Source organism: Allobosea sp. BE125 (assembly GCF_031456075.1).
GTDB lineage: Bacteria > Pseudomonadota > Alphaproteobacteria > Rhizobiales > Beijerinckiaceae > Allobosea.
Window position 1 is genome coordinate 228758 of sequence record NZ_JAVDTY010000008.1, and the last position, 19768, is coordinate 248525.

General features: G+C 65.0%; 19 protein-coding genes. 15 read left to right on the top strand and 4 right to left on the bottom strand.

Features of this window, described 5'->3' with window-relative positions; translation table 11 throughout:
* Positions 1-202 precede the first annotated feature (202 nt).
* Positions 203-1585 (bottom strand): hypothetical protein, encoded by a 1383-nt coding sequence (locus J2Y55_RS19115; protein ID WP_310156782.1) that lies wholly within the window; start codon positions 1583-1585, stop codon positions 203-205.
* A 10-nt stretch (positions 1586-1595) separates the two neighbouring features.
* Here J2Y55_RS19115 and J2Y55_RS19120 point away from each other — a divergent pair, with 10 nt between their 5' ends.
* From J2Y55_RS19120 to J2Y55_RS19160, 9 genes are all read left to right on the top strand, one after another.
* Positions 1596-1772, top strand: a complete 177-nt coding sequence (locus J2Y55_RS19120) for a hypothetical protein (protein ID WP_310156784.1) — start codon at positions 1596-1598, stop codon at positions 1770-1772.
* A 72-nt stretch (positions 1773-1844) separates the two neighbouring features.
* Positions 1845-2249 carry a flagellar basal body rod protein FlgB gene (flgB, locus tag J2Y55_RS19125; RefSeq protein ID WP_310156786.1) on the top strand — a complete coding sequence of 135 codons (405 nt, stop codon included), beginning with the start codon at positions 1845-1847 and terminating at the stop codon, positions 2247-2249.
* A 28-nt stretch (positions 2250-2277) separates the two neighbouring features.
* Positions 2278-2688 carry a flagellar basal body rod protein FlgC gene (gene flgC, locus J2Y55_RS19130; RefSeq protein ID WP_069692351.1) on the top strand — a complete coding sequence of 137 codons (411 nt, stop codon included), beginning with the start codon at positions 2278-2280 and terminating at the stop codon, positions 2686-2688.
* A gap of 29 nt (positions 2689-2717) precedes the next feature.
* Positions 2718-3041 carry a flagellar hook-basal body complex protein FliE gene (gene fliE / locus J2Y55_RS19135; RefSeq protein WP_103717184.1) on the top strand — a complete coding sequence of 108 codons (324 nt, stop codon included), beginning with the start codon at positions 2718-2720 and terminating at the stop codon, positions 3039-3041.
* A 46-nt stretch (positions 3042-3087) separates the two neighbouring features.
* Positions 3088-3354, top strand: coding sequence for a flagellar biosynthesis protein FliQ (gene fliQ / locus J2Y55_RS19140; RefSeq protein WP_069692353.1), 267 nt, complete (start codon positions 3088-3090; stop codon positions 3352-3354).
* Between the two features lie 83 nt (positions 3355-3437).
* Positions 3438-4196, top strand: a complete 759-nt coding sequence (fliR, locus tag J2Y55_RS19145) for a flagellar biosynthetic protein FliR (RefSeq protein WP_310156792.1) — start codon at positions 3438-3440, stop codon at positions 4194-4196.
* A gap of 6 nt (positions 4197-4202) precedes the next feature.
* Positions 4203-5270, top strand: coding sequence for a flagellar biosynthesis protein FlhB (gene flhB, locus J2Y55_RS19150; RefSeq protein WP_310156794.1), 1068 nt, complete (start codon positions 4203-4205; stop codon positions 5268-5270).
* 110 nt (positions 5271-5380) lie between these two features.
* Positions 5381-7888, top strand: coding sequence for a cell cycle histidine kinase CckA (gene cckA, locus J2Y55_RS19155; RefSeq protein ID WP_310156796.1), 2508 nt, complete (start codon positions 5381-5383; stop codon positions 7886-7888).
* Positions 7889-7985: 97 nt separating this feature from the next.
* On the top strand, positions 7986-8315 hold the full coding sequence (locus J2Y55_RS19160; RefSeq protein ID WP_310156798.1) for a hypothetical protein: 330 nt from the start codon (positions 7986-7988) through the stop codon (positions 8313-8315).
* A 15-nt stretch (positions 8316-8330) separates the two neighbouring features.
* Here the strand turns inward: J2Y55_RS19160 and J2Y55_RS19165 are convergent, their stop codons facing one another.
* Positions 8331-9620 (bottom strand): acyltransferase family protein, encoded by a 1290-nt coding sequence (locus J2Y55_RS19165; RefSeq protein ID WP_310156800.1) that lies wholly within the window; start codon positions 9618-9620, stop codon positions 8331-8333.
* 509 nt (positions 9621-10129) lie between these two features.
* On the opposite strand from J2Y55_RS19165, the gene recA reads away from it, so the two are divergent.
* The 4 genes from recA to J2Y55_RS19185 all read left to right on the top strand — a co-directional run bounded on the left by recA (position 10130) and on the right by J2Y55_RS19185 (position 15934).
* Positions 10130-11176, top strand: a complete 1047-nt coding sequence (recA, locus tag J2Y55_RS19170) for a recombinase RecA (RefSeq protein WP_404978974.1) — start codon at positions 10130-10132, stop codon at positions 11174-11176.
* A 199-nt stretch (positions 11177-11375) separates the two neighbouring features.
* Positions 11376-14018: an alanine--tRNA ligase gene (gene alaS, locus J2Y55_RS19175; RefSeq protein WP_310156805.1), complete on the top strand. Its 2643-nt coding sequence runs from the start codon at positions 11376-11378 to the stop codon at positions 14016-14018.
* A 7-nt stretch (positions 14019-14025) separates the two neighbouring features.
* On the top strand, positions 14026-15189 hold the full coding sequence (locus tag J2Y55_RS19180; RefSeq protein WP_310156807.1) for a cyclic nucleotide-gated ion channel: 1164 nt from the start codon (positions 14026-14028) through the stop codon (positions 15187-15189).
* A 157-nt stretch (positions 15190-15346) separates the two neighbouring features.
* Positions 15347-15934 carry a hypothetical protein gene (locus tag J2Y55_RS19185; protein ID WP_310156808.1) on the top strand — a complete coding sequence of 196 codons (588 nt, stop codon included), beginning with the start codon at positions 15347-15349 and terminating at the stop codon, positions 15932-15934.
* Positions 15935-15952: 18 nt separating this feature from the next.
* Here J2Y55_RS19185 and J2Y55_RS19190 read toward each other — a convergent pair whose 3' ends face one another.
* Entirely contained in the window at positions 15953-16414 is a 462-nt protein-coding gene (locus tag J2Y55_RS19190; protein WP_310156810.1) for a GFA family protein, read from the bottom strand.
* Between the two features lie 173 nt (positions 16415-16587).
* Positions 16588-17802 (bottom strand): NADP-dependent isocitrate dehydrogenase, encoded by a 1215-nt coding sequence (locus J2Y55_RS19195; RefSeq protein WP_310156812.1) that lies wholly within the window; start codon positions 17800-17802, stop codon positions 16588-16590.
* 291 nt (positions 17803-18093) lie between these two features.
* Here J2Y55_RS19195 and J2Y55_RS19200 point away from each other — a divergent pair, with 291 nt between their 5' ends.
* A complete protein-coding gene (locus tag J2Y55_RS19200) occupies positions 18094-18840 on the top strand; it encodes a hypothetical protein (RefSeq protein ID WP_310156814.1) in 747 nt (248 codons plus the stop codon).
* 99 nt (positions 18841-18939) lie between these two features.
* Positions 18940-19674 (top strand): SDR family NAD(P)-dependent oxidoreductase, encoded by a 735-nt coding sequence (locus tag J2Y55_RS19205; protein ID WP_310156816.1) that lies wholly within the window; start codon positions 18940-18942, stop codon positions 19672-19674.
* The last annotated feature ends 94 nt before the right edge of the window (positions 19675-19768 follow it).

Consider the following 19768-nt stretch of genomic DNA (forward strand, 5'->3'; position numbering starts at 1 on the left):
CAAGGGTTCTCGTCAAGGTCACGCCGGGCCGGAACAGCGCCCGACTCAGTCGATCGGGCCGGCCAACGCTAGAACCGGCCAGCGCGCCCCGGCAACCGGGGACCGGGCGTCAAGCCCGCGCACACCGACAATCCTGTTGATCGTGCCCGTTGATCGCGCCCAGGCCCGCCTCGCAAAGGCGACGAGGCGGGCCTGTGTGATGTCAGGATTTGGGCTTGGGATCGCGGCCGAGCAGGCGTGCGAACTCCGCCTCGATCGCATCGACGGAGAAAGGGTCGATGGCGGCAGGCTTCGGCGCAGGCGCAGCCTCGGGCTGAGGTTCAGGCTTGGGCTCAGGCTTGGGTTCAGGCTTGGGTTCAGGCTTGAGGGCGGGTTCCGGTTCGCTCGCCGAGGTCTTGGGCTCGGGAGCCGGGCTCGCCTCATGCTTGTGCTCGGAGGCAGGCGCAGACTCGGCGGGCTTGCCCGGAGCTTCGAGGAACGAATCGTCGATATCGTCGGCAAGAATCGACTCGACAGCAGCCTGCTCGATCACGGCCGCAGGCTCGCTCTTGGCTGGGGCAGCCTTGACGGGTTCCGGCTCCACGACCGGCTCCGGCACGGGAGCCACGGGTGGCGGTGCGACGGGAGCAGATTTTGCCGTGACGGTGACGGCAGGCGCCTTGGGAACTATGCGCTCGGGCCTGAGGCCCAGGGCCATTTCGAGCTCGGCCTCGACATCGGCCGGCAACGGAATCGGCCGCCCAGCCGTTTCGGGCGGCGCAGGTGGTGTCGGCGTCGGCATCGCCGGCGCAAGAGTGGGGGTCTCGACCTCCGGCTCGATCGGCGGCGCTGGCGGCTTGGGCACGTCCTGAGGTCGCGGCGGCTCTGCAGGCGCATTCGCCGAGCGGACGGCCGAGTGAGGCCGCTTCAGCGCCTCCTCCAATTGCTGCGTCATGCTGTCGAGTTCAACGGCGCTGGCAGATTGCGACGGAGAAAAATCGCGCGTGAAGCTCGGCGGCTGAACCACCGGTGCCGGCATCTGGGTAGCTGCAGCCGCAAGGCTGGGCAGGACGACGGCGGCAGCAATAGCGCCAGGAGCCTCGGCCTGCGTCGCCCCCTGTTGCGCAGGGCGCGACGGCGCACTGCCCGGAACCGATCGGATCGGCAGCCGATCCAGTGCGGGCTGTTCCTGGCGCAGGTCTTGACGCGTGTCTTGACGCGCGGCCTCGGTCGGCGGCAGGGCCTCGAAGGCGCCCGGCCGCTCGGGCGCCTGGGTCTCCGTGGGAAGCGCCGACGCCGCACGGCCGCCGCTGCGCAGAATGTTGGTTTCGACCACGATGTCCGAGACACCGCCGATCATGATCAGGTGTTCGACATTGTCGCGTCGGATCAGGACGAGCTGACGCTGACGGTCGAGATCGTGGATGTCGACGACGCCGAGGCGCGGCTGGCGAGCGCGACCGCCGCCCTGCCCTCTCACCCTTAGACGGCCACCCTTGATCTGGCGCGCGAACAAGCCGAGCAGCGCCAGCAGAGCCAGGATGACAGCGAAAGCGATGATCCACTTTTGCCCGGTGGAAAGATCGAAGCCAAACAACGTCTGCAAGGTTTGCCTCATGAGCGACGGCGACGCCTTCGAGCGGCCGATGTTTCCGCCCAAGGTTCAACGCCTTGGCTATAGCATAACGCTTTTCTTATCGGGCAACATGGTGAACGCGTGGTTAACCGTTTCGCGCACCCAGTCCGATTTTAACCAGTCGTTAACCCTGCACCCGGCAATATTTACCCAGTGAGCGAAAGCCTCGCCGCGCGGTCGCCCCTTGGCGACAGCCGGCCCCAGGGTGACCGGAACGGAACGAGCGACCATGGCCGACACTGCTTTGGGCACCGGCGGAAACCTGATGCAGGCGCTGAAGACGCGCATGCATTGGCATCAATCGCGTCAGAAGCTGCTGGCCGAGAACGTCGCCAATGCCGACAGCCCGGGCTTTCGTCCGCATGACTTGAAGGCGCCCGCGATCGCGCCCGGCCAGGCCGGAGTCGTGATGGCGCAGACCAGCGCCAGTCATATGGGCCTCTCCGGCCAGCGTGGCGGCGGCTTCGACAGCACGGGCGCTCCGCGTTTCGAAATCACGCCGAACGGCAACGCGGTCAATCTCGAGGACGAGATGATGAAGGTCGCGCAGAATCAGTCTGACTACCAGCTCGCTGCCTCGCTCTACACCAAGGGGCTGGGCCTGATGAAGATCGCGATCGGCAAGGGTCGCTGACCGGCACCGCTAAGGTGGGAGGCAAATCATGGATTTGATGAAGAGCATCGCGGTCGCGGCATCGGGCCTGCGCACCCAGTCCGGCCGCATGCGGGTGATCGCGGAGAACATGGCCAACGCCGATTCCGGTCCCGCCAGCGCCGGTGCCGACCCTTATCGCCGCAAGATTCCGACCTTCCAGCGCCGTTTCGATCGCGACCTCGATGCACAATTGGTCAATCTCGGCCGCGTCCAGCGCGACCAGAGCGCCTTCCGCACGAAATTCGAGCCCGGCAATCCGGTCGCCGACGCCTCGGGCAATGTCCGCATGCCCAATGTCGATACCCTGATCGAAACCGTGGACATGCGCGAGGCCCAGCGCAGCTACGAGGCCAACCTCAATCTGATCTCCTCCACGCGCCGGATGATCCAGCGCACCATCGACATCCTGCGCACCTGATCGCGCGGCCCGGAACAGGAATCCCAGCCATGGCCACACCCAGCTTCGCCGCGGGAGCCTACGCCTCGATCCAGGGGATGGGCGCGGGCAATCTGATGCGCAAGCCGCTCGCCGCCGCGACCGGCGCAGGCGACGGCCCGGATTTCTCGTCGCTGATCAGCAAGGCGCTCGAAGCCACCGCCGACGCCGGCAAGAAGAGCGACACGCAGACGGCCAATGTCGCCGCCGGCCGCTCCGATGTGGTCGATGTCGTGACCGCTGTCGCCGAAAGCGAGGCCGCAATCGAGACGCTCGTCGCCGTACGCGACAAGATCATCGCAGCCTATGAGGAAATCATGCGGATGCCGGTCTGACGGCCGCCGCGTTTCAGGACGAGAAGCCAGGACAAGAAGCGAAGCAATGACCTCCGGAGCCATCCTCGACGTCGCGCGCGACGGCATTTTCGTCTTCCTCAAGGCTGGTGGGCCGGTGATGGCGGTTGCGCTCATCGTCGGCCTCGCCGTCTCGCTGGTGCAGGCCCTGACGCAGATCCAGGAACAGACGCTCGTCTACGTTCCGAAGATCCTCGCCGTTTTCGTGACGCTGATGGTGTTTCTTCCGTTCATGGGCGACGCGCTCGCAGGTTATATGGGGCGGGTCGCCGTCCGAATCGCCACGGGCGAATGAACCTGCCGCAGCTTTGCCCGGCCATGGTCGCCCATGGCCCCAGCTTGCGACGCACCGATCGGCGAAGAGGCCCGCCGCGCCCGATGCAGATCGCGATCCTGCCCGAGATCAGCGCCGTTTTCGTGCTCGTCTTCGCGCGGGTCGGAACGATGGTCATGCTGATGCCGGGCATCGGCGAGCGCTTCGTCTTTTCGCGGGCGCGGCTGTCGCTGGCCTTCTTCATCGCGCTGATGCTGGCGCCGATGGTCCGTCCGTTGCTGCGCGTGCCGAGCGACATGCCCGGCGTCGTCGGCCTGCTCGCCAGCGAGGTGCTGATCGGCCTCGTCATCGGCCTGTGCTCGCGCTTCGTCATGGCCTGCCTGCAATCGGCGGGCGCGATCGTCGCGCAGACGATGGGGCTGGGCTTCGCCACGACGATCGACCCGACGGGCGGGCAGCAGAATCCCTCGGTCGGCAACCTGCTGACCATGCTCGGCATCACGCTCATCCTGACGACGGACCTGCATCATGTCGCCATCGTCGCGGTCCATGAGAGCTACCGCGTGCTGCCGCCGGGCGGCCTGCCCGATATCGGCGACGTGATGACCCTGGCCGTCCGCGCCGCCGCGCAAGGATTCGCGCTCGCCGTGCAGATCTCGGCGCCCTTCATCGTCTTCGGGCTGCTGTTCAATCTCGGCATGGGCGTGCTCGCCCGGATGATGCCGCAGCTCCAGGTCTTCTTCCTGGCCGTGCCGGCCTCGATCTTCGGCGGCATGGTCGTGCTCGCTGCCGTCCTCGGCGTGATGATGAGCGTCTTCCTCAATGACCTCGGCGTCTTCCTGCGCCAATTCACCGGAAACTGAGCGGCGATGTCTGACGAGGCCGACAACGAGGACAGAACAGAAGACCCGACCCAGCGAAAGCTGGATCAGGCGATCGAGAAGGGCGACGTCGCCCGCTCCAACGAGATCGGCACCTTCTTCGTGCTGTGCGGCTTCACCCTGGCGCTGCTCGTCGCAGCCGGCTGGTCGGCGCGGGAATCGGCACTCTCGCTGCGCAGCTTCCTGATGAACGCCCACCAGGTGCCCTCCGACGGCACGGCCTTCATGAACGTCACCCGGCAAGGCATCATGACCGGCTTTTCCGCGATCGGGCTGCCGCTTGCCTTCATCCTCTGCGCCGCACTCGCCGGCGCGCTGATCCAGCACAGGCCGCTCTGGACCTTCGAGCCGATGATGCCGAAGTTCAGCCGCATCTCGCCCATGGCCGGCGCCAAGCGCATGTTCGGCAAGGAAGCCTGGGTGAATTTCGCCAAGGGGCTCGCCAAGACCGGTCTGATCGGTGTCGTGCTCTGGACCACGCTCTGGAACGAGCATGACCGGCTCGAGAGTTTTGCCCAGATGAATGTCTCGGCGCTGCTGCCGGCGACGCTGGCCTTGACGATCAAGCTGATGGCGAGCGCGCTCGCTTTGTTCGCGGTGATCGCGATCGGCGATTTCGGCTATCAGCGCTACTCCTGGTACCAGCGCCAGAAGATGACGAAGCAGGAGCTGAAGGACGAGTACAAGAACTCGGAAGGCAATCCCGAGGTCAAGGCGAAGCTGCGCCAGATCCGCGCGCAGCGCGTGCGCAAGCGCATGATGGCTGCCGTTCCCAAGGCGACCGTGATCATCACCAACCCGACCCACTTCGCCGTCGCGCTGCAATACGAACCCGGCATGGGCGCGCCGCTCTGCCTCGCCAAGGGCGTCGATGCGGTCGCGCTCAAGATCCGCGAGGTCGCCGGCCAGCACAGCGTGCCGATCATCGAGAACCCGCCTTTGGCGCGGGCGCTTTACGCAACCGTCGAGATCGACGAAGAGATTCCTGTCGAACACTACAAGGCCGTCGCCGAAGTGATCGGTTACATCTTGCGCCTGAAGGGCCGGCGCGCCTAACTCGCAAGAGCTTGGCGCGCAAGATAGGCTTAACGTGCAAGACAGGCTGAGCGCGCATCGGCCGGTCGCAGGACCGCCGCTGCGGTGTCAATGGAACGGACCAAACCGCAATGAGCGGAACCACGGCGACCACGGCGATCGATCGCTCCGACAAGCCCGGCCATATCGGCGTCATCCTGCTCGTCGCGGGGCTGCTCGTCGGCGCGGCGATCGCGCTCGGCTTCATCGCCAATGAATGGGCGCAGCCGCTGATCCTCGGATTGCTGGCGCTGCTCTCTGTGATCGGCGTCTTCGGCCTCTTTGCCTTCGCCATCGGCCTCATCCAGTTTTCCGGCCGCGCCGCCCGCAACGACTTGACCAAGGCCATAGTCGACGGTGCCGAGGACGGCGTCGTCGTCACCGAGGGCGAGAACCGCATCGTCTATGCCAACGAGGCCTATCTCGCTTTGGCCGGCGCCCGCGGCGCCAGCGACATTCGCCCGGTCGAGCGCCTCTTCACCGGCCGCGCCGACGTGTCGGAGGCGATCTACCGCCTCGCTACCGCAGCACGCGAGAACCGCCGCCTCATCGAGGAGGTTAGGCTCGAGCCCGCGCTGGACGGGCGCGGCGGCGTCGGCTGGTACCGCATCCGCGTCTCCTCCGTTCACCGCGACAGCAGGCCGGCCACGCTCTGGAGCGTCTCGGACGTAACGCCCGAGCGCGAGCGTCAGGAGAACGCCTTCCAGGAGTTGCAGCACGCGATCGACTATCTCGACCATGCGCCAGCCGGTTTCGTCTCGATCGATGCCGATGGCGAGGTCTCCTATCTCAACGCCACCCTCTCCGGCTGGCTCGATTTCGATCTCGCCCGCTTCGGCTCCGGCGGCCTGCATCTCGACGACATCGCTACGCCCAACGCCGCGGCCCTCGTCCAGGCCATTCGCGGCCTGCCCGGCGATGTCCGCACCGAAGTGCTCGATGTCGACCTCAAGCGCCGCAACGGCGTGCCGCTGCCCGTCAGGCTGCATCATCAGGTTGCCTTCGGCAGCGACGGCCGCGCCGGCCCCTCGCGCACGCTGGTGCTGAACCGCACCTCCGGCGAGGCCGGCTCCGACGGCCGCAGCGACGCCGAGGTCCGCTTCGCCCGCTTCTTCCACTCCACTCCGATGGCGATCGCCACCGTCGACAAGGCCGGCGCCATCCTGCGCTCCAACGCCGCCTTCACCCGCTTGACGCAGGCCGGCCCCCAGCCGGCCGCGATCCAGGACCTGGTCACGCCGGGCGCGGCCGAGCTGCAGCGCGCCTTGTCGGATGCGATGGATGGCCGCGCCGACATCGCCCCGCTCGACGTCACGCTTGCAGGCGAGGACGGGCGCTCGGCCAGGCTCTACCTCTCTCCCGTGGCGGCCACGGAAGATGGCGACGGCGAGCGCGCCATCATCTACGCGCTGGAGACCACCGACGAGCGCAAGCTCAAGGACAATATGGACCAGGCCGGCAAGATGCAGGCGGTGGGCCAGCTCGCCGGCGGCATCGCACACGACTTCAACAATGTGCTGCAGGTCATCATCAACGCCTCGGAGTTCCTGCTCGCCAGCCACCGGCCGACGGACCCCTCCTTCCCCGACATCATGCAGATCAAGCAGAACGCCTATCGTGCGGCGGCTCTGGTGCGGCAATTGCTCGCCTTCTCGCGCCGGCAGACGCTGCGCCCGCAGGTGCTCGAGCTTGGCGACGTGCTCTCCGATCTCTCGCTGATGCTGAAACGCGTGGTTGCCGACAAGGTCGGGCTCGATGTCCGCCAGGGTCGCGACCTCTGGTCGGTCAAGGCTGATCTCGGCCAGCTCGAACAGGTCATCGTCAATCTCGCAGTCAACGCCCGCGACGCCATGCCCGACGGCGGCAAGCTGACGGTGCGCACCCGCAATGTCGCGGCCGCCGATGCGGCGGGCTTCGGCCATGCCGCCTTGCCGGCCGACGACTATGTGCTGCTCGAGGTCGAGGACACCGGTACCGGCATCTCGCCCGAGCATCTCGACAAGATCTTCGAGCCCTTCTTCACCACCAAGGAGGTCGGCAAGGGCACGGGCTTGGGCCTCTCCATGGTCTATGGCATCGTCAAGCAGACCGGCGGCTTCGTCTTCTGCGATTCCGCCGTCGGCCGGGGCACGACCTTCCGCATCTTCCTGCCCAGGCATGTGCCGAGCGCCGAGGAGATCGCCGCCGAAGCCGCCGCCAAGGAGGCGCCCAAGAAGCTCGCCGCCGACCATACCGGCGCCGGCGTCATCCTGCTGGTCGAGGATGAGGATGCGGTCCGTGCGCTCAATGCCCGCATGCTGGTCTCGCGCGGTTACACGGTCCACGAGGCGGCCTCGGGCGTCGAGGCGCTCGACATCTTCATGAAGCATGATGGCCGCATCGACCTCGTCGTCTCCGACGTGGTCATGCCGGAGATGGACGGCCCGACCCTGCTCGGCGAACTGCGCCAGCGCAACCCGGCGACCAAGGTCGTCTTCGTCTCCGGCTACGCCGAAGAGGCCTTCCGCAAGAACCTGCCCGAGGGCGAGGACTTCCAGTTCCTGCCCAAGCCCTTCACGATGAAGCAGTTGGTGGAAACGGTGAAGGCGGCGATGGGGTGAGCGGGATCGGCCCGGGCGCCGCGGCGAAGGGCTGGCCGCGACGAAGATATAAATGTTCCGTATGCCGCGCGAGAACCCGCGCGGATACATTGTCCTGATGGTCGCTCAGACGATTTGCGCCGGACAGGTCTTCTATTGGCGGCGTCAGAGAACGGTTGCCGTTCCAAGCCCCGACAAGAACATTGTCATCAGCCACTTCCTCGCCTTTGCGAGCAAGATCGGATTGATCTTTGGCGGGGCGCTGTTCTCGCTCTACTTTCCTCGGCATGTTCCAGAGTTCGACCTTGACTATCTCGGTCTGAGCTGGCGCGGCGGAATCCTGATCGCCATTCTCTTCGCTCTCTACTGTTACACGCTGGAGCTCGAACGCCTCGGCGATGCGCTTCAGGAAAAGCCCGGGCAGGAAGCGCTCGGAGAGCCCGACTGAAGTCCGGCCGCCTCCCTAGAGTGCAAAAAATGTTTTCTCCTTGCGAGAGCCGGCATCACTTGTCTCGGAACTGGGAGATGCCCGCAGCGCAACCACCATCCACGGGCGCTCAACCAGCCAATAGAAAAGGAAGGAGACTGCCATTACCGCTGAAAGGCCCCAAAAAACGCACAGGGCGACCAGCATAAATACAGGAAATTGCCTAAAATTTATCACCACAAGCTCTATCACGACCTGCAAGATCTGAAGGTGAACCAAATAGATCGAATAGGAGGCGACGCCGACCTTGGCCAGCCATCGACTGACCAGCGCACGTTGAAAATTGGTCCTGCCGACGAACGAGGCACGAATGATCAGTCCGAGGCAGATGACCTGCCCCGACAACTGCACCAACGCATCGCCGAAAGGCGCCCCAAGGATGATGAGCGCCGCCAGCCCCAGCCAACCGACAAGCCACACGCGCCGGAGGGCGCGATCGATCTGATCACCGTCGCGATGGATACGAAAATCAGCGAGAAGCGCGCCCGCCCAGAAATAGGGCATGAAGGCGATGACTGAGTATCGGATGCCGCGGGATCCGTATTCCATGGCAAGCGACGAGACGAGCAGGAACAAGATCAGGAGCATCACCCCGATGCTCAGCCGTGCTGCGCCCGCCCGAATTTTAAGATACCAGCGCCAGACCCAAGCGCCAACCAAGAAGAATTGAACGTGAACCTCGAGATACCATCCCGGCGGGAACAATCTCGGAAACGTATCAAAAATCAAATCGTGTAAAAATACAAGACTAAATAAGAAGCTTACAACAAGAGAATCAGGCTTAGATTCAAATTGATATGTTCCAGACGGCTTATACCCTGTCGCTGATAGAAAAAGAAGCGTCGCCGCCAGGACCATAAAATACGGAGGCCATATCCTGAGAAACCTTTTCTTTATTTCGATCGCAGCGGAGGATCGATGTGAAGATTGCCCTTTGTCCTGCAGCGATATCATCAGGGCATAGCCGCTGATGAAAAACAGCAGCCGACACCCAGTAAACGGCGTCGCGAGAACGTTGAACAGAAACTTCTCCCAAGCGACCAGGGACGTTTCGCCGTAAAAGCGCTCCACCCTCTGCAGTAAATGACCGCAAACGACGATCAGTATAGCGACGCCACGCAGCCCCATCAGCTCCGGCAAATGGCCGCGCCGCGGATCGGAAGCTCGCCCTTCAAAACCTGGAACAGCACCGACGCCGTAGTATTCAGCCAGTTTTTGAGGCAGCAAATCACCCTCCGCGGTTTGATGAACACGGGCGAAAACCATTCATCAACACCACGCAACGACAGATTATCCCAAACGGCCTGGACCCAAAAACAACCTCAAGCCCAGACATCGCCCGAGCACTATTTCGTGGAAGGCACCAGATCGAAGGCCTGACATTTCGGCGCGTCCGAGCCGCCACTCGGCATATGGCCAAGCATAGTCCTAGGCATTTAGACACAGGCGAAGCGAGAACCGCAGGCACGATCCGTGCCAGCCCGTGCTGCGAAACCACGGAATCAGCGACTTGGTCATTCAAGCTATGCAAGCGCGGAAATGCTTGGCCGAGCGGCGGCTTAACCCGACCAAGCGGTTATCCCGCCATCTCTGCTAGAACGGCTCAGCCCGGTGTATATCGCCACGCGATGACCGGAACAAAAAAAGAACTTGCGAACAAGAACAAACCATGATCAATCTTCGCCATCGGCGCGGATTGAGATGTCCCCGCGCCCCTGCCATAAGGAGCGCAATCCGTGAATCAGGCGAATCTCAAGCTCGTGGAAGGCTCCTCGATGGACAAGGCCAAGGCGCTGGACGCCGCGCTCTCGCAGATCGAACGCGCCTTCGGCAAGGGCTCGATCATGCGGCTGGGCAAGAACCAGCAGGCGATCGAGATTGAGACGATTTCGACGGGTTCGCTGGGCCTCGACATCGCGCTCGGCGTCGGCGGCCTGCCGCGCGGCCGTGTCATCGAGATTTACGGGCCTGAATCCTCCGGCAAGACGACGCTGGCGCTCCACACTATCGCCGAGGCCCAGAAGAAGGGCGGCGTCTGCGCCTTCGTCGACGCCGAGCATGCGCTCGATCCGGTCTATGCCCGCAAGCTCGGGGTCAATCTCGACGACCTCCTGATCTCGCAGCCCGACACCGGCGAACAGGCGCTGGAGATCACCGACACGCTGGTGCGCTCGGGTGCGATCGACGTGCTGGTGGTCGACTCGGTCGCCGCGCTGACCCCGCGCGCCGAAATCGAGGGCGAGATGGGCGATGTCCAGCCCGGCCTGCAGGCCCGCCTGATGAGCCAGGCGCTGCGCAAGCTGACCGCCTCGATCTCGCGCTCGAACTGCATGGTCATCTTCATCAACCAGATCCGCATGAAGATCGGCGTGATGTATGGCTCGCCCGAGACCACGACCGGCGGCAATGCGCTGAAATTCTACGCCTCGGTGCGCCTCGACATCCGCCGCATCTCGACACTGAAGGACCGTGAGGAAGCGACCGGCAACCAGGTCCGCGTCAAGGTCGTGAAGAACAAGGTCGCCCCGCCCTTCAAGCAGGTCGAGTTCGACATCATGTTCGGCGAAGGCATCTCCAAGGTCGGCGAACTGGTCGATCTCGGCGTCAAGGCCGGCATGGTCGAAAAATCCGGCGCCTGGTTCTCCTTCGACAGCCAACGCCTCGGCCAGGGCCGCGAGAACGCCAAGGCTTTCCTCAAGGCCAATCCGGATGTGGCGGCCAAGATCGAGGCGACGATCCGGCAGAATTCCGGCCTCGTCGCCGAACGCATCCTCGACCAGGCGACCCCGACTGACGACGATCTCGACGAGGGGCAGGCCTGAGCCAGGCGAAGCGGATCTCTCAGCGGGCGGCCGATCGGGCCGCCCGTTTTCGTTTGCGGCCAAGCTTTCGTTTGTGGCCAAGGCTTTGGGACAACATCTCGCGCTTCGGCTCTCTCGACAGGGGCAAGCCGCCTGACTAGAACGCTGATGTCGCCGGGAAGCGCCCCGGCCCCGTCCTGAACCAGAGTTTCCAATTGCGATGAGCGGCGTCAACGAGATCCGGTCCACCTTCCTCGATTATTTCAAGTCGGCCGGCCATGAGGTCGTCGCCTCGAGCCCGCTCGTGCCGCGCAACGACCCGACGCTGATGTTCGCCAATTCGGGCATGGTGCAGTTCAAGAACGTCTTCACCGGCCAGGAGAAGCGCCCCTATGCTCGCGCCACTACGGCGCAGAAATGCGTGCGCGCCGGCGGCAAGCACAATGATCTCGACAATGTCGGCTACACCGCCCGTCACCACACCTTCTTCGAGATGCTGGGGAATTTCTCCTTCGGCGATTATTTCAAGGAACAGGCGATCACTCACGCCTGGACCCTGATCACGCGCGAATTCGGCCTGCCCAAGGAGAAGCTGACCGTCACCGTCTATTCCGAGGACGACGAGGCGCATGCTCTCTGGAAGAAGATCGCCGGGCTTCCGGATTCCCGGATCATCCGCATCCCGACCTCGGATAATTTCTGGCGCATGGGCGATACCGGCCCCTGCGGCCCCTGCTCCGAGATCTTCTACGACCACGGCGACCACATTCCCGGTGGTCCTCCGGGCTCGCCCGATGAGGATGGCGACCGCTTCATCGAGATCTGGAATCTCGTCTTCATGCAGTATGAGGAAGCAGCGGGCGGGATCAGGACCGACCTGCCGCGCCCCTCGATCGATACCGGCATGGGGCTGGAGCGCATCGCCGCCGTGCTCCAGGGTACGCATGACAACTACGCTATCGACCTGTTCGCGGCCTTGATCGGCGCTATCGCCGACCTGACCTCGGTGGCGTCGGACGGACCGATGAAGGCGAGCCACCGCGTCATCGCCGACCATCTGCGCTGCTCGGCCTTCCTGATCGCCGACGGCGTGCTGCCCTCCAACGAAGGCCGCGGCTATGTGCTGCGCCGGATCATGCGGCGCGGCATGCGCCATGCCCAGTTGCTCGGCGCCAAGGAGCCGCTGCTCTACAAGCTCGTGCCGGTGCTGACGCGCGAGATGGGCCGCGCCTATCCCGAACTGCTGCGCGCCGAGAGCCTGATCTCCGAGACGCTGAAGCTGGAGGAGACGCGCTTCCGCACCACGCTGGCGCGCGGCCTGACGCTGCTCGACGACGCCGCCCGCGACCTGGTCTCCGGCCAGAGCCTGAAGGGCGATGTCGCCTTCACGCTCTACGATACCTATGGCTTCCCGCTCGATCTGACCCAGGACGCGCTGCGCGCGCGTGGCGTCTCGGTCGATACCGAGGGGTTCGATGCGGCGATGCAGCAGCAGAAGGCCAAGGCGCGCGCCGCCTGGGCCGGCACCGGCGAAGCCGCGACCGAAAAGCTCTGGTTCCCGCTACGCGACCGCGTCGGCGCAACCGAGTTCCTCGGCTACGACACCGAGACCGCCGAGGGCGTGGTCACGGCACTGATCCGCGACAATGCCGAGGTCGAGAGCCTGAAATCCGGCGAGAGCGGCTTCGTGATCGTCAACCAGACGCCCTTCTACGGTGAATCCGGCGGCCAGATCGGCGATGCCGGCACGATCCGCGCCTCGGGCACCGTCGCCGAAGTCTCCGACGTCCAGAAGAAGCTCGGCGACGTCTTCGCTCACATCGTCACGGTGAAGGAGGGCGAGTTGAAGCGCGGCCAGCCGGTCGAGCTCCTGGTCGATCATGCCCGCCGCGGCGCGATCCGCGCCAACCATTCCGCGACCCATCTGCTGCATGAGGCGCTGCGCCTCGTGCTCGGCGACCATGTCGCCCAGAAGGGCTCGCTGGTCTCGCCCGAGCGTCTGCGTTTCGACTTCTCGCATCCCAAGCCGATCTCGGCGGAGGAGCTGCGCGAGGTCGAGGAGATCGCCAATGCGATCGTGCTGCGCAACGAGCCGGTGACGACGCGATTGATGAGCGTCGATGAGGCGACCGCCTCGGGCGCGCGCGCGCTCTTCGGCGAGAAATATGGCGATGAAGTCCGCGTCGTCTCGATGGGAACGACGGCTGCGGACAAGCCGTTCTCGATCGAGCTCTGCGGCGGCACCCATGCGACGCGCACCGGCGATATCGGCCTCGTCAGCGTCGTCGGCGAGAGCGCGGTGGCGGCGGGTGTGCGGCGCCTGGAGGCGATGACCGGAAACCATGCCCGCGCGCATCTGAACTCAGAATCCCGCTTGCTGCAGGGCCTCGCCAATCTGCTGAAGGTTCCGGCCTCCGAGGCCGGCCCCAGGCTCACCGCCCTGATCGAGGAGCGCCGCAAGCTCGACCGCGACCTGACCGAAGCGCGCAAGAAGCTCGCCATGGGCGGCGGTGGCGCAGCAGACGAGCCTATCCAGGAGATCGCCGGCGCGAAGCTGCTCGCGCGCGCCGTCAGCGGCGTCGAGATGAAGGATCTGAAGAGCCTGGCGGATGAAGCCAAGACGCGCGTCGGCTCCGGTGTCGTCGTCATCGTCGGCGTCGCCGAGGATGGTAAGGCCGGCGTGGTGGTTGGCGTCACCGAGGACATGACCGCCCGTTTCGACGCGGTGGCGCTGGTGCGCGCGGCCTCCGAACAGCTTGGCGGCAAGGGCGGCGGCGGCCGGCGCGACATGGCCCAGGCAGGCGGCCCCGACGGCGACAAGGCGCAGGCTGCGCTCGACGCCGTCGCAGCCGCGATGGGCTGACCCCGTCATGGCCGCCGCCGCGTCGTTATCGACCTGGCGGCGGCAAGTTCACCTGTGGATCGACCATGGCGCCGGCGACGATCTCGTCGCCACCATGCTCCATCGCGGCCTGGTGGCGCTGATTTGCGCCAATGTCGTGGCGATCGTCCTGGAATCGGTACCCTCGATCGCCGCCCGGTTCAGCGTCGGCTTCCAGGCCTTCGAGCTCGTCTCCCTCCTCATCTTCGCACTCGAATATGCAATCCGGCTCTGGGCCGCCCCGGAGCATGCGCGTTACCGGGGACTGAGCCCGGCGCGGGCGCGCCTCGCCTATGCCGCCTCCGTGCCGGCGGTCGTCGATCTGCTGGCGACCCTGCCGCTCCTGTTCGGCCTCATGGGCTTCGGCGAACTCAAGGTCCTGCTGCTGCTCCGGCTGCTGCGCTTCTTCAAGCTCGGACGCTATTCCCCCGGCATGGCCTCACTCTCGGCCGCGCTCGCCGCGGAGCGCAAGGCGCTTTTCGCCTGCTTCGTCATCCTGATGGGCGTGATGCTGATGGCGGCAAGCGCCATGCATATCGTCGAGCATGAAGCGCAAGCCGAGAAATTCGGCACGATACCCGACGCGATGTGGTGGGCGATCATTACGCTGACCACGGTCGGCTATGGCGACGTCTACCCTGTCACCGCGGCGGGCAAGGCTGTCGCGGCGGTGACGGCCGTGCTCGGTCTCATCATGCTGGCGTTGCCCGTTGGCATCGTGGCGACCGCTTTCGCGCAGGAGATCCATCGGCGCGAATTCGTCGTGACCTGGAGTATGATCGCACGCGTACCGCTGTTCGGCGGGCTAGACGCCGCCGAGATCGCCGAAGTCATGCAGTTCCTGCGCGCCCAGACAGTCCGGAACGGAGCTGTAGTCATGCATGAAGGCGAGCCCGGCCGGGCGCTCTATTTCATCGCCAGCGGCGAGGTCGAGATCCGGCTGCCGGAGGGCAAGAAGCGATTGGACGAAGGTCATTTCTTCGGAGAGTTGCGGTTCGGCGATATGGCCATTGCGAGCCACTCCCCCTGCCCGAATGCTGCGGTCGCGACGGCGCCGTCAAAACTCCTGGTGCTCGATCCGATCGATTTCCACGCCCTGACGAAGCGCCACCCCAAGCTCGCCGAGCGCATCAGGACACTGGCGCAGGCATGATCAGGCTACTGCAGATCGCAAGAGCCGGATGATTTCAGACGGGGTCACTTTGTGATCCCGTCTGAAATCTGAATCCGTCTCTCATCAAAAAGTTAGAGCAGGATCGATGCGAAAAACCGGTTCCCACTTTTTCGCATCCTGCTCTAGCGGGCTCGTCATGCTGCTCACTCCGGCTTTCGCCCTCGCCCAATCCGGCCCGGCCCGGCCGGGCCCAGGCCTGTCGGCGTCGCGCACCATCATGGCGGGCTCGATGCTCGGCGTCGCCGTCAGCAATGCTCCCGGCAAGGCAAGGCTCGCCATCGCGCGGCCCGATGACGCCGCGACGCGCGCCATCATCGTCGTCGAACTGTCCGGCCGGCCCTCCGCAAGCCTGCAGACGCCCGGCGATGCTGGCTCCTATGAATTGCGCTTGACCCAGGATCGCGACGGCGCGCCGGTCATCCTGCTGCGCCAGCCGCTGGTCACGACGCCGGCCAGCGCGACAGTCTCCGCGCCCGCCCGCGTCGCGCGCGGAAATGGCCTGCCCGTGCGGGGCATCGGCCCCAATGGCGAGCAGGATCGCGTCGTCATCGTGCCGAAGGATGCCGCAGCGGACGCTGCAGGCCCCTCATTCTTCCCGGCGGAAAACATCGAGGCGACATTGGAAGCTCCCGAGATGCCGGGCGCCTATGAATTGCGCTATGTCATGCACGCGCCGCTGGCCGAACATCGCATCCTGGCGCGCCAGGAGATCACGGTCGAATAGGCTCCCGCGCCGGCCCCATCAAAGTTCGTGATCGGGATGCTGGCGCGAACGGTATCGGGCGATTTCGCCCGGCGGGATATCGTCCTCGGTGCTGCTGCCCGTAAGCCGGCAGAGATCGTCGAACCAGGGCATGCGGCCCTCGACGCCATAGGCCAGGCTCGGCGGATGGCCGGCCGGATCATCGAGGCTGCCGGCAGTGACCGAAATTCGGCCGCTGCCGCGATAGCTGAAGCTCAATGGCGTGCCGCAGGACGAGCAGAAGCCGCGCTCCGCCACCTCTGAGGACGCGAAGATGCTGGGCTGCCCTTTGGTCCAGACGAGATCGTCGAGCGCAGAGCTGGCGAAAGCGCCGAAATAGCCGCCGACAGCCTTCTGGCACATCCGGCAAAAGCAGATCGAGATTTTGGACGGCGGCTGCTTCAGACGGTAGCGCACTGCGCCGCACTGGCAGCCGCCGGTCACGGGCTGTGTCTTGGACATGATGGGGTCCCCGCGAAAAAGCCCGGCCAGATTGGCCGGGCTTGAAAGCGACGACAAGTCGCGCGGGCTCGTTTTCGAGCGAAGTGGAAACCGGTTCGCGTGAAGAAAACGCGTTCCAACAAAGCGCAGGAGCTGTTGAACGACCCGATCGGATCGGAAACGGCTCTAACGCCTCAGGCGGCCATCGCCTTGCGCAGGTTGTCGCTGACCTTGTCGAGGAAGCCGGTTGTCGAGAGCCACTTCTGCTCCGCGCCGACCAGCAGCGCCAGATCCTTGGTCATGTCGCCGGCCTCGACCGTGTCGACCGTGACCTTCTCCAGCAACAGCGCGAACTTGGCGAGCTCGGCATTGCCGTCGAGCTTGGCGCGGTGGGCAAGGCCACGCGTCCAGGCGAAGATCGAGGCGATCGAGTTCGTCGACGTCTCCTTGCCCTTCTGGTGCTCGCGATAATGGCGCGTCACCGTGCCATGGGCGGCCTCTGCCTCGACGGTTTTGCCGTCCGGCGTCATCAGCACCGAGGTCATCAGGCCAAGCGAGCCGAAGCCCTGCGCGACGGTGTCGGACTGCACGTCGCCATCATAGTTCTTGCAGGCCCAGACATAACCGCCCGACCACTTCATCGCGGAGGCGACCATGTCGTCGATGAGGCGGTGCTCATAGGTGATGCCGAGCTTGTCGAATTCGGCCTTGAACTCGGCCTGGTAGATCTCCTCGAAGATGTCCTTGAAGCGCCCGTCATAGGTCTTGAGGATGGTGTTCTTGGTCGAGAGATAGACCGGGTATTTGCGGATCAGGCCGTAATTCAGCGAGGCGCGGGCGAAATCCCGGATCGAATCGTCGAGATTGTACATCGCCATGGCGACGCCGGCGTCGGGGGCCTTGAAGACCTCCTTCTCGATCACCGCGCCGTCCTCGCCGACGAACTTGATCGACAGCGTGCCCTTGCCGGGGAACTTGAAGTCGGTGGCGCGGTATTGGTCGCCATAGGCATGGCGGCCGATGACGATCGGCTGGGTCCAGCCCGGCACGAGGCGCGGCACGTTCTTGCAGATGATCGGCTCGCGGAAGATCACGCCGCCGAGGATGTTGCGGATCGTGCCGTTAGGCGACTTCCACATCGACTTCAGGTTGAATTCCTTCACGCGGCCTTCATCGGGCGTGATCGTCGCGCATTTCACCGCGACACCATGCTTCTTGGTGGCGTTGGCGGCGTCGATGGTGACCTGGTCGTCGGTGGCGTCGCGGTTCTCGACCGAGAGATCGTAATAATCCAGCTCGAGGTCGAGATAGGGGAAGATCAAGGTCTCCTTGATCTTCTGCCAGATGATGCGGGTCATCTCATCGCCGTCCATATCGACGACCGGGTTGGCGACCTTGATCTTGCTCATGTGATTTCGACCCCTGATGCTGGCCAGACTGGAACGATTCCGGCCTGCAGCAAGCACGCGGCAGGCGGCTGCGCGCTTCCTAGCGGGTTCGAGGGCAAGGGGGAAGCACGGCTTTTGGGCGAATGGCGCGAAGGCGATGCTGCACTGCCGCAAAAATTGCACGGTCCCGTTCTAGCCTTGCGTGCTGATCGTCATCGCGCAGGGGCGACCACCATGCATCACCACCATCGCAGACTTCGCCTTGGCCCGCTCGCCTGGATGCGCACCGGCATCGCTGGAGCAGTGTTCGTCATGGCAGGCACCACACAGGCTCAGGACGGCCTGCCCTATAGCCCGCGTATCCCGATCCCCAGACCCGCGCTCGAGTTCGAAGCTCCCGGAGACGCGCCCGGCCAGGGCAAGCAGGACAGCGCCAATGACGCCCTCCTCGAACCCGATCTGACCGGGCTCGCGGCGCAGATCGCCGCATCGAACGCCCATGGCCAGGCCCGTGCGCCGATTCCCGTCGACATCATTCGCAAGGGCTTTGCCGCCCGCAGCACGATGGCAGGTGCGCTGCCGGAACGCTCGGTCGGCTTCAAGCTCGGTGCGGATATCTTCTCGGTCTCCACCAGGCTCACCGCCCCGCCCGGAGATGAACGGGGCCGCGACGCCCGCATCGACTGGCGGCTCGCCCGCCCGATCGCCAATGCCGGCCCCGGTTTCATCTGGACGATCTCGACGGGTGGCGGCAGCGGCGTCCTCGGCAATCCCGAGCAGAACGCCAATCTGCTCGTCGGCTATCGCCACCAGCTTTTCGAGCACCTGACCATGACCTCGCAATTGAGCATGGCAGGCAATTATGTCTTCGCGCCCGGCGACGGACCGCACTCGAGCCTGGTGCCGGAGGTCAAGCTCTCGGCCAACCTCGCCGCCCTGGCCGACCTGCCCTGGGAGGCCTCCCTCGACGTCGCGCTGGCGCGGCAGATGCCGCTCGTCGCAAGCGATTTCGAGACGCGCGGCACCGCCATGCTGCGCCTGAAATACACTCTCGATTGATAAGATCCGATCAATCGACGAGACTCCGCTCGATTGACGAGGCCCTGCCCTGCCTTTCCCAGCCTTCCCCCTTTGCGCCGGCCGCTTTAGCTTGCCGCCATGGACAGCTCATCTTCCAAATTCGCCCTCGTTACCGGAGGCACGCGCGGCATCGGCGCGGGAGCCGCGCTCGCTCTTGCCCGGGCCGGTTACGAGGTTCTCGCCACCGGACTGACCGCGGAGGAGGTTGCGGTTGCCCCGCCCCACCCCGCGATCCGCCACGCGCAGCTCGACGTCACCAGCGACGCGCAGGTCGCAAGCATCATCGCCCTGTGCCCGCGCCTCGACGCGCTGGTGAACTGCGCCGGCATGATCCAGCGCAACGGCAAGGAGTTCGAGATCGACGCCTTCCGCATGACGATCGAGGTCAACCTCAACGGCACCATGCGGATGTGCCTCGCAGTGAAGGACAAGCTGGCGGCGAAGGCGCAGGACAAGGCGGGCGGCGCGATCGTCAACATCGCCTCGATGCTGACCTTCCACGGCTCGGCCTATGCGCCGGGTTACTCCGCCTCCAAGGGCGCGATCGGCCAGCTCACCAAATCGCTGGCGGCGGCCTGGGCGACCGACGGCATCCGCGTCAACGCGGTCGCACCGGGCTGGATCGCAACCGAGCTGACGAAGCCGCTGGTCGAGGACGCCGCCCGCTCGGCGCCGATCCTGGCGCGCACGCCGATGGGCCGCTGGGGCGAGCCCGGCGATGTCGGCGGTGCGATCGCCTTCCTGCTTTCGGACGCGGCTGCCTTCGTCACGGGCGCGATCCTGCCTGTCGACGGCGGCTATCTCGCGGTTTGAAAGCAGGCGCAGCGCGACGACAAAAACACCAACCGGCGCAATGAGATGCCGGACTTTGCGGAATCAGGTCGGCAACGACTTGAATCAGGATGTC

Excerpts from the sequence above, each read along its gene's own strand:
- flgC (WP_069692351.1), top strand. The coding sequence starts at position 2,278 with ATGGATTTGATGAAGAGCATCGCGGTCGCGGCATCGGGCCTGCGCACC.
- fliE (WP_103717184.1), top strand. The coding sequence starts at position 2,718 with ATGGCCACACCCAGCTTCGCCGCGGGAGCCTACGCCTCGATCCAGGGG.
- J2Y55_RS19200 (WP_310156814.1), top strand. The coding sequence starts at position 18,094 with ATGGCAGGCACCACACAGGCTCAGGACGGCCTGCCCTATAGCCCGCGT.
- J2Y55_RS19195 (WP_310156812.1), bottom strand. The coding sequence starts at position 17,802 with ATGAGCAAGATCAAGGTCGCCAACCCGGTCGTCGATATGGACGGCGAT.
- J2Y55_RS19185 (WP_310156808.1), top strand. The coding sequence starts at position 15,347 with ATGCTGCTCACTCCGGCTTTCGCCCTCGCCCAATCCGGCCCGGCCCGG.
- cckA (WP_310156796.1), top strand. The coding sequence starts at position 5,381 with ATGAGCGGAACCACGGCGACCACGGCGATCGATCGCTCCGACAAGCCC.
- recA (WP_404978974.1), top strand. The coding sequence starts at position 10,130 with ATGGACAAGGCCAAGGCGCTGGACGCCGCGCTCTCGCAGATCGAACGC.
- flgB (WP_310156786.1), top strand. The coding sequence starts at position 1,845 with ATGGCCGACACTGCTTTGGGCACCGGCGGAAACCTGATGCAGGCGCTG.
- J2Y55_RS19160 (WP_310156798.1), top strand. The coding sequence starts at position 7,986 with ATGGTCGCTCAGACGATTTGCGCCGGACAGGTCTTCTATTGGCGGCGT.
- flhB (WP_310156794.1), top strand. The coding sequence starts at position 4,203 with ATGTCTGACGAGGCCGACAACGAGGACAGAACAGAAGACCCGACCCAG.
- J2Y55_RS19190 (WP_310156810.1), bottom strand. The coding sequence starts at position 16,414 with ATGTCCAAGACACAGCCCGTGACCGGCGGCTGCCAGTGCGGCGCAGTG.
- J2Y55_RS19205 (WP_310156816.1), top strand. The coding sequence starts at position 18,940 with ATGGACAGCTCATCTTCCAAATTCGCCCTCGTTACCGGAGGCACGCGC.
- alaS (WP_310156805.1), top strand. The coding sequence starts at position 11,376 with ATGAGCGGCGTCAACGAGATCCGGTCCACCTTCCTCGATTATTTCAAG.
- fliQ (WP_069692353.1), top strand. The coding sequence starts at position 3,088 with ATGACCTCCGGAGCCATCCTCGACGTCGCGCGCGACGGCATTTTCGTC.
- J2Y55_RS19120 (WP_310156784.1), top strand. The coding sequence starts at position 1,596 with ATGAGCGACGGCGACGCCTTCGAGCGGCCGATGTTTCCGCCCAAGGTT.
- fliR (WP_310156792.1), top strand. The coding sequence starts at position 3,438 with ATGCAGATCGCGATCCTGCCCGAGATCAGCGCCGTTTTCGTGCTCGTC.
- J2Y55_RS19180 (WP_310156807.1), top strand. The coding sequence starts at position 14,026 with ATGGCCGCCGCCGCGTCGTTATCGACCTGGCGGCGGCAAGTTCACCTG.
- J2Y55_RS19165 (WP_310156800.1), bottom strand. The coding sequence starts at position 9,620 with ATGGTTTTCGCCCGTGTTCATCAAACCGCGGAGGGTGATTTGCTGCCT.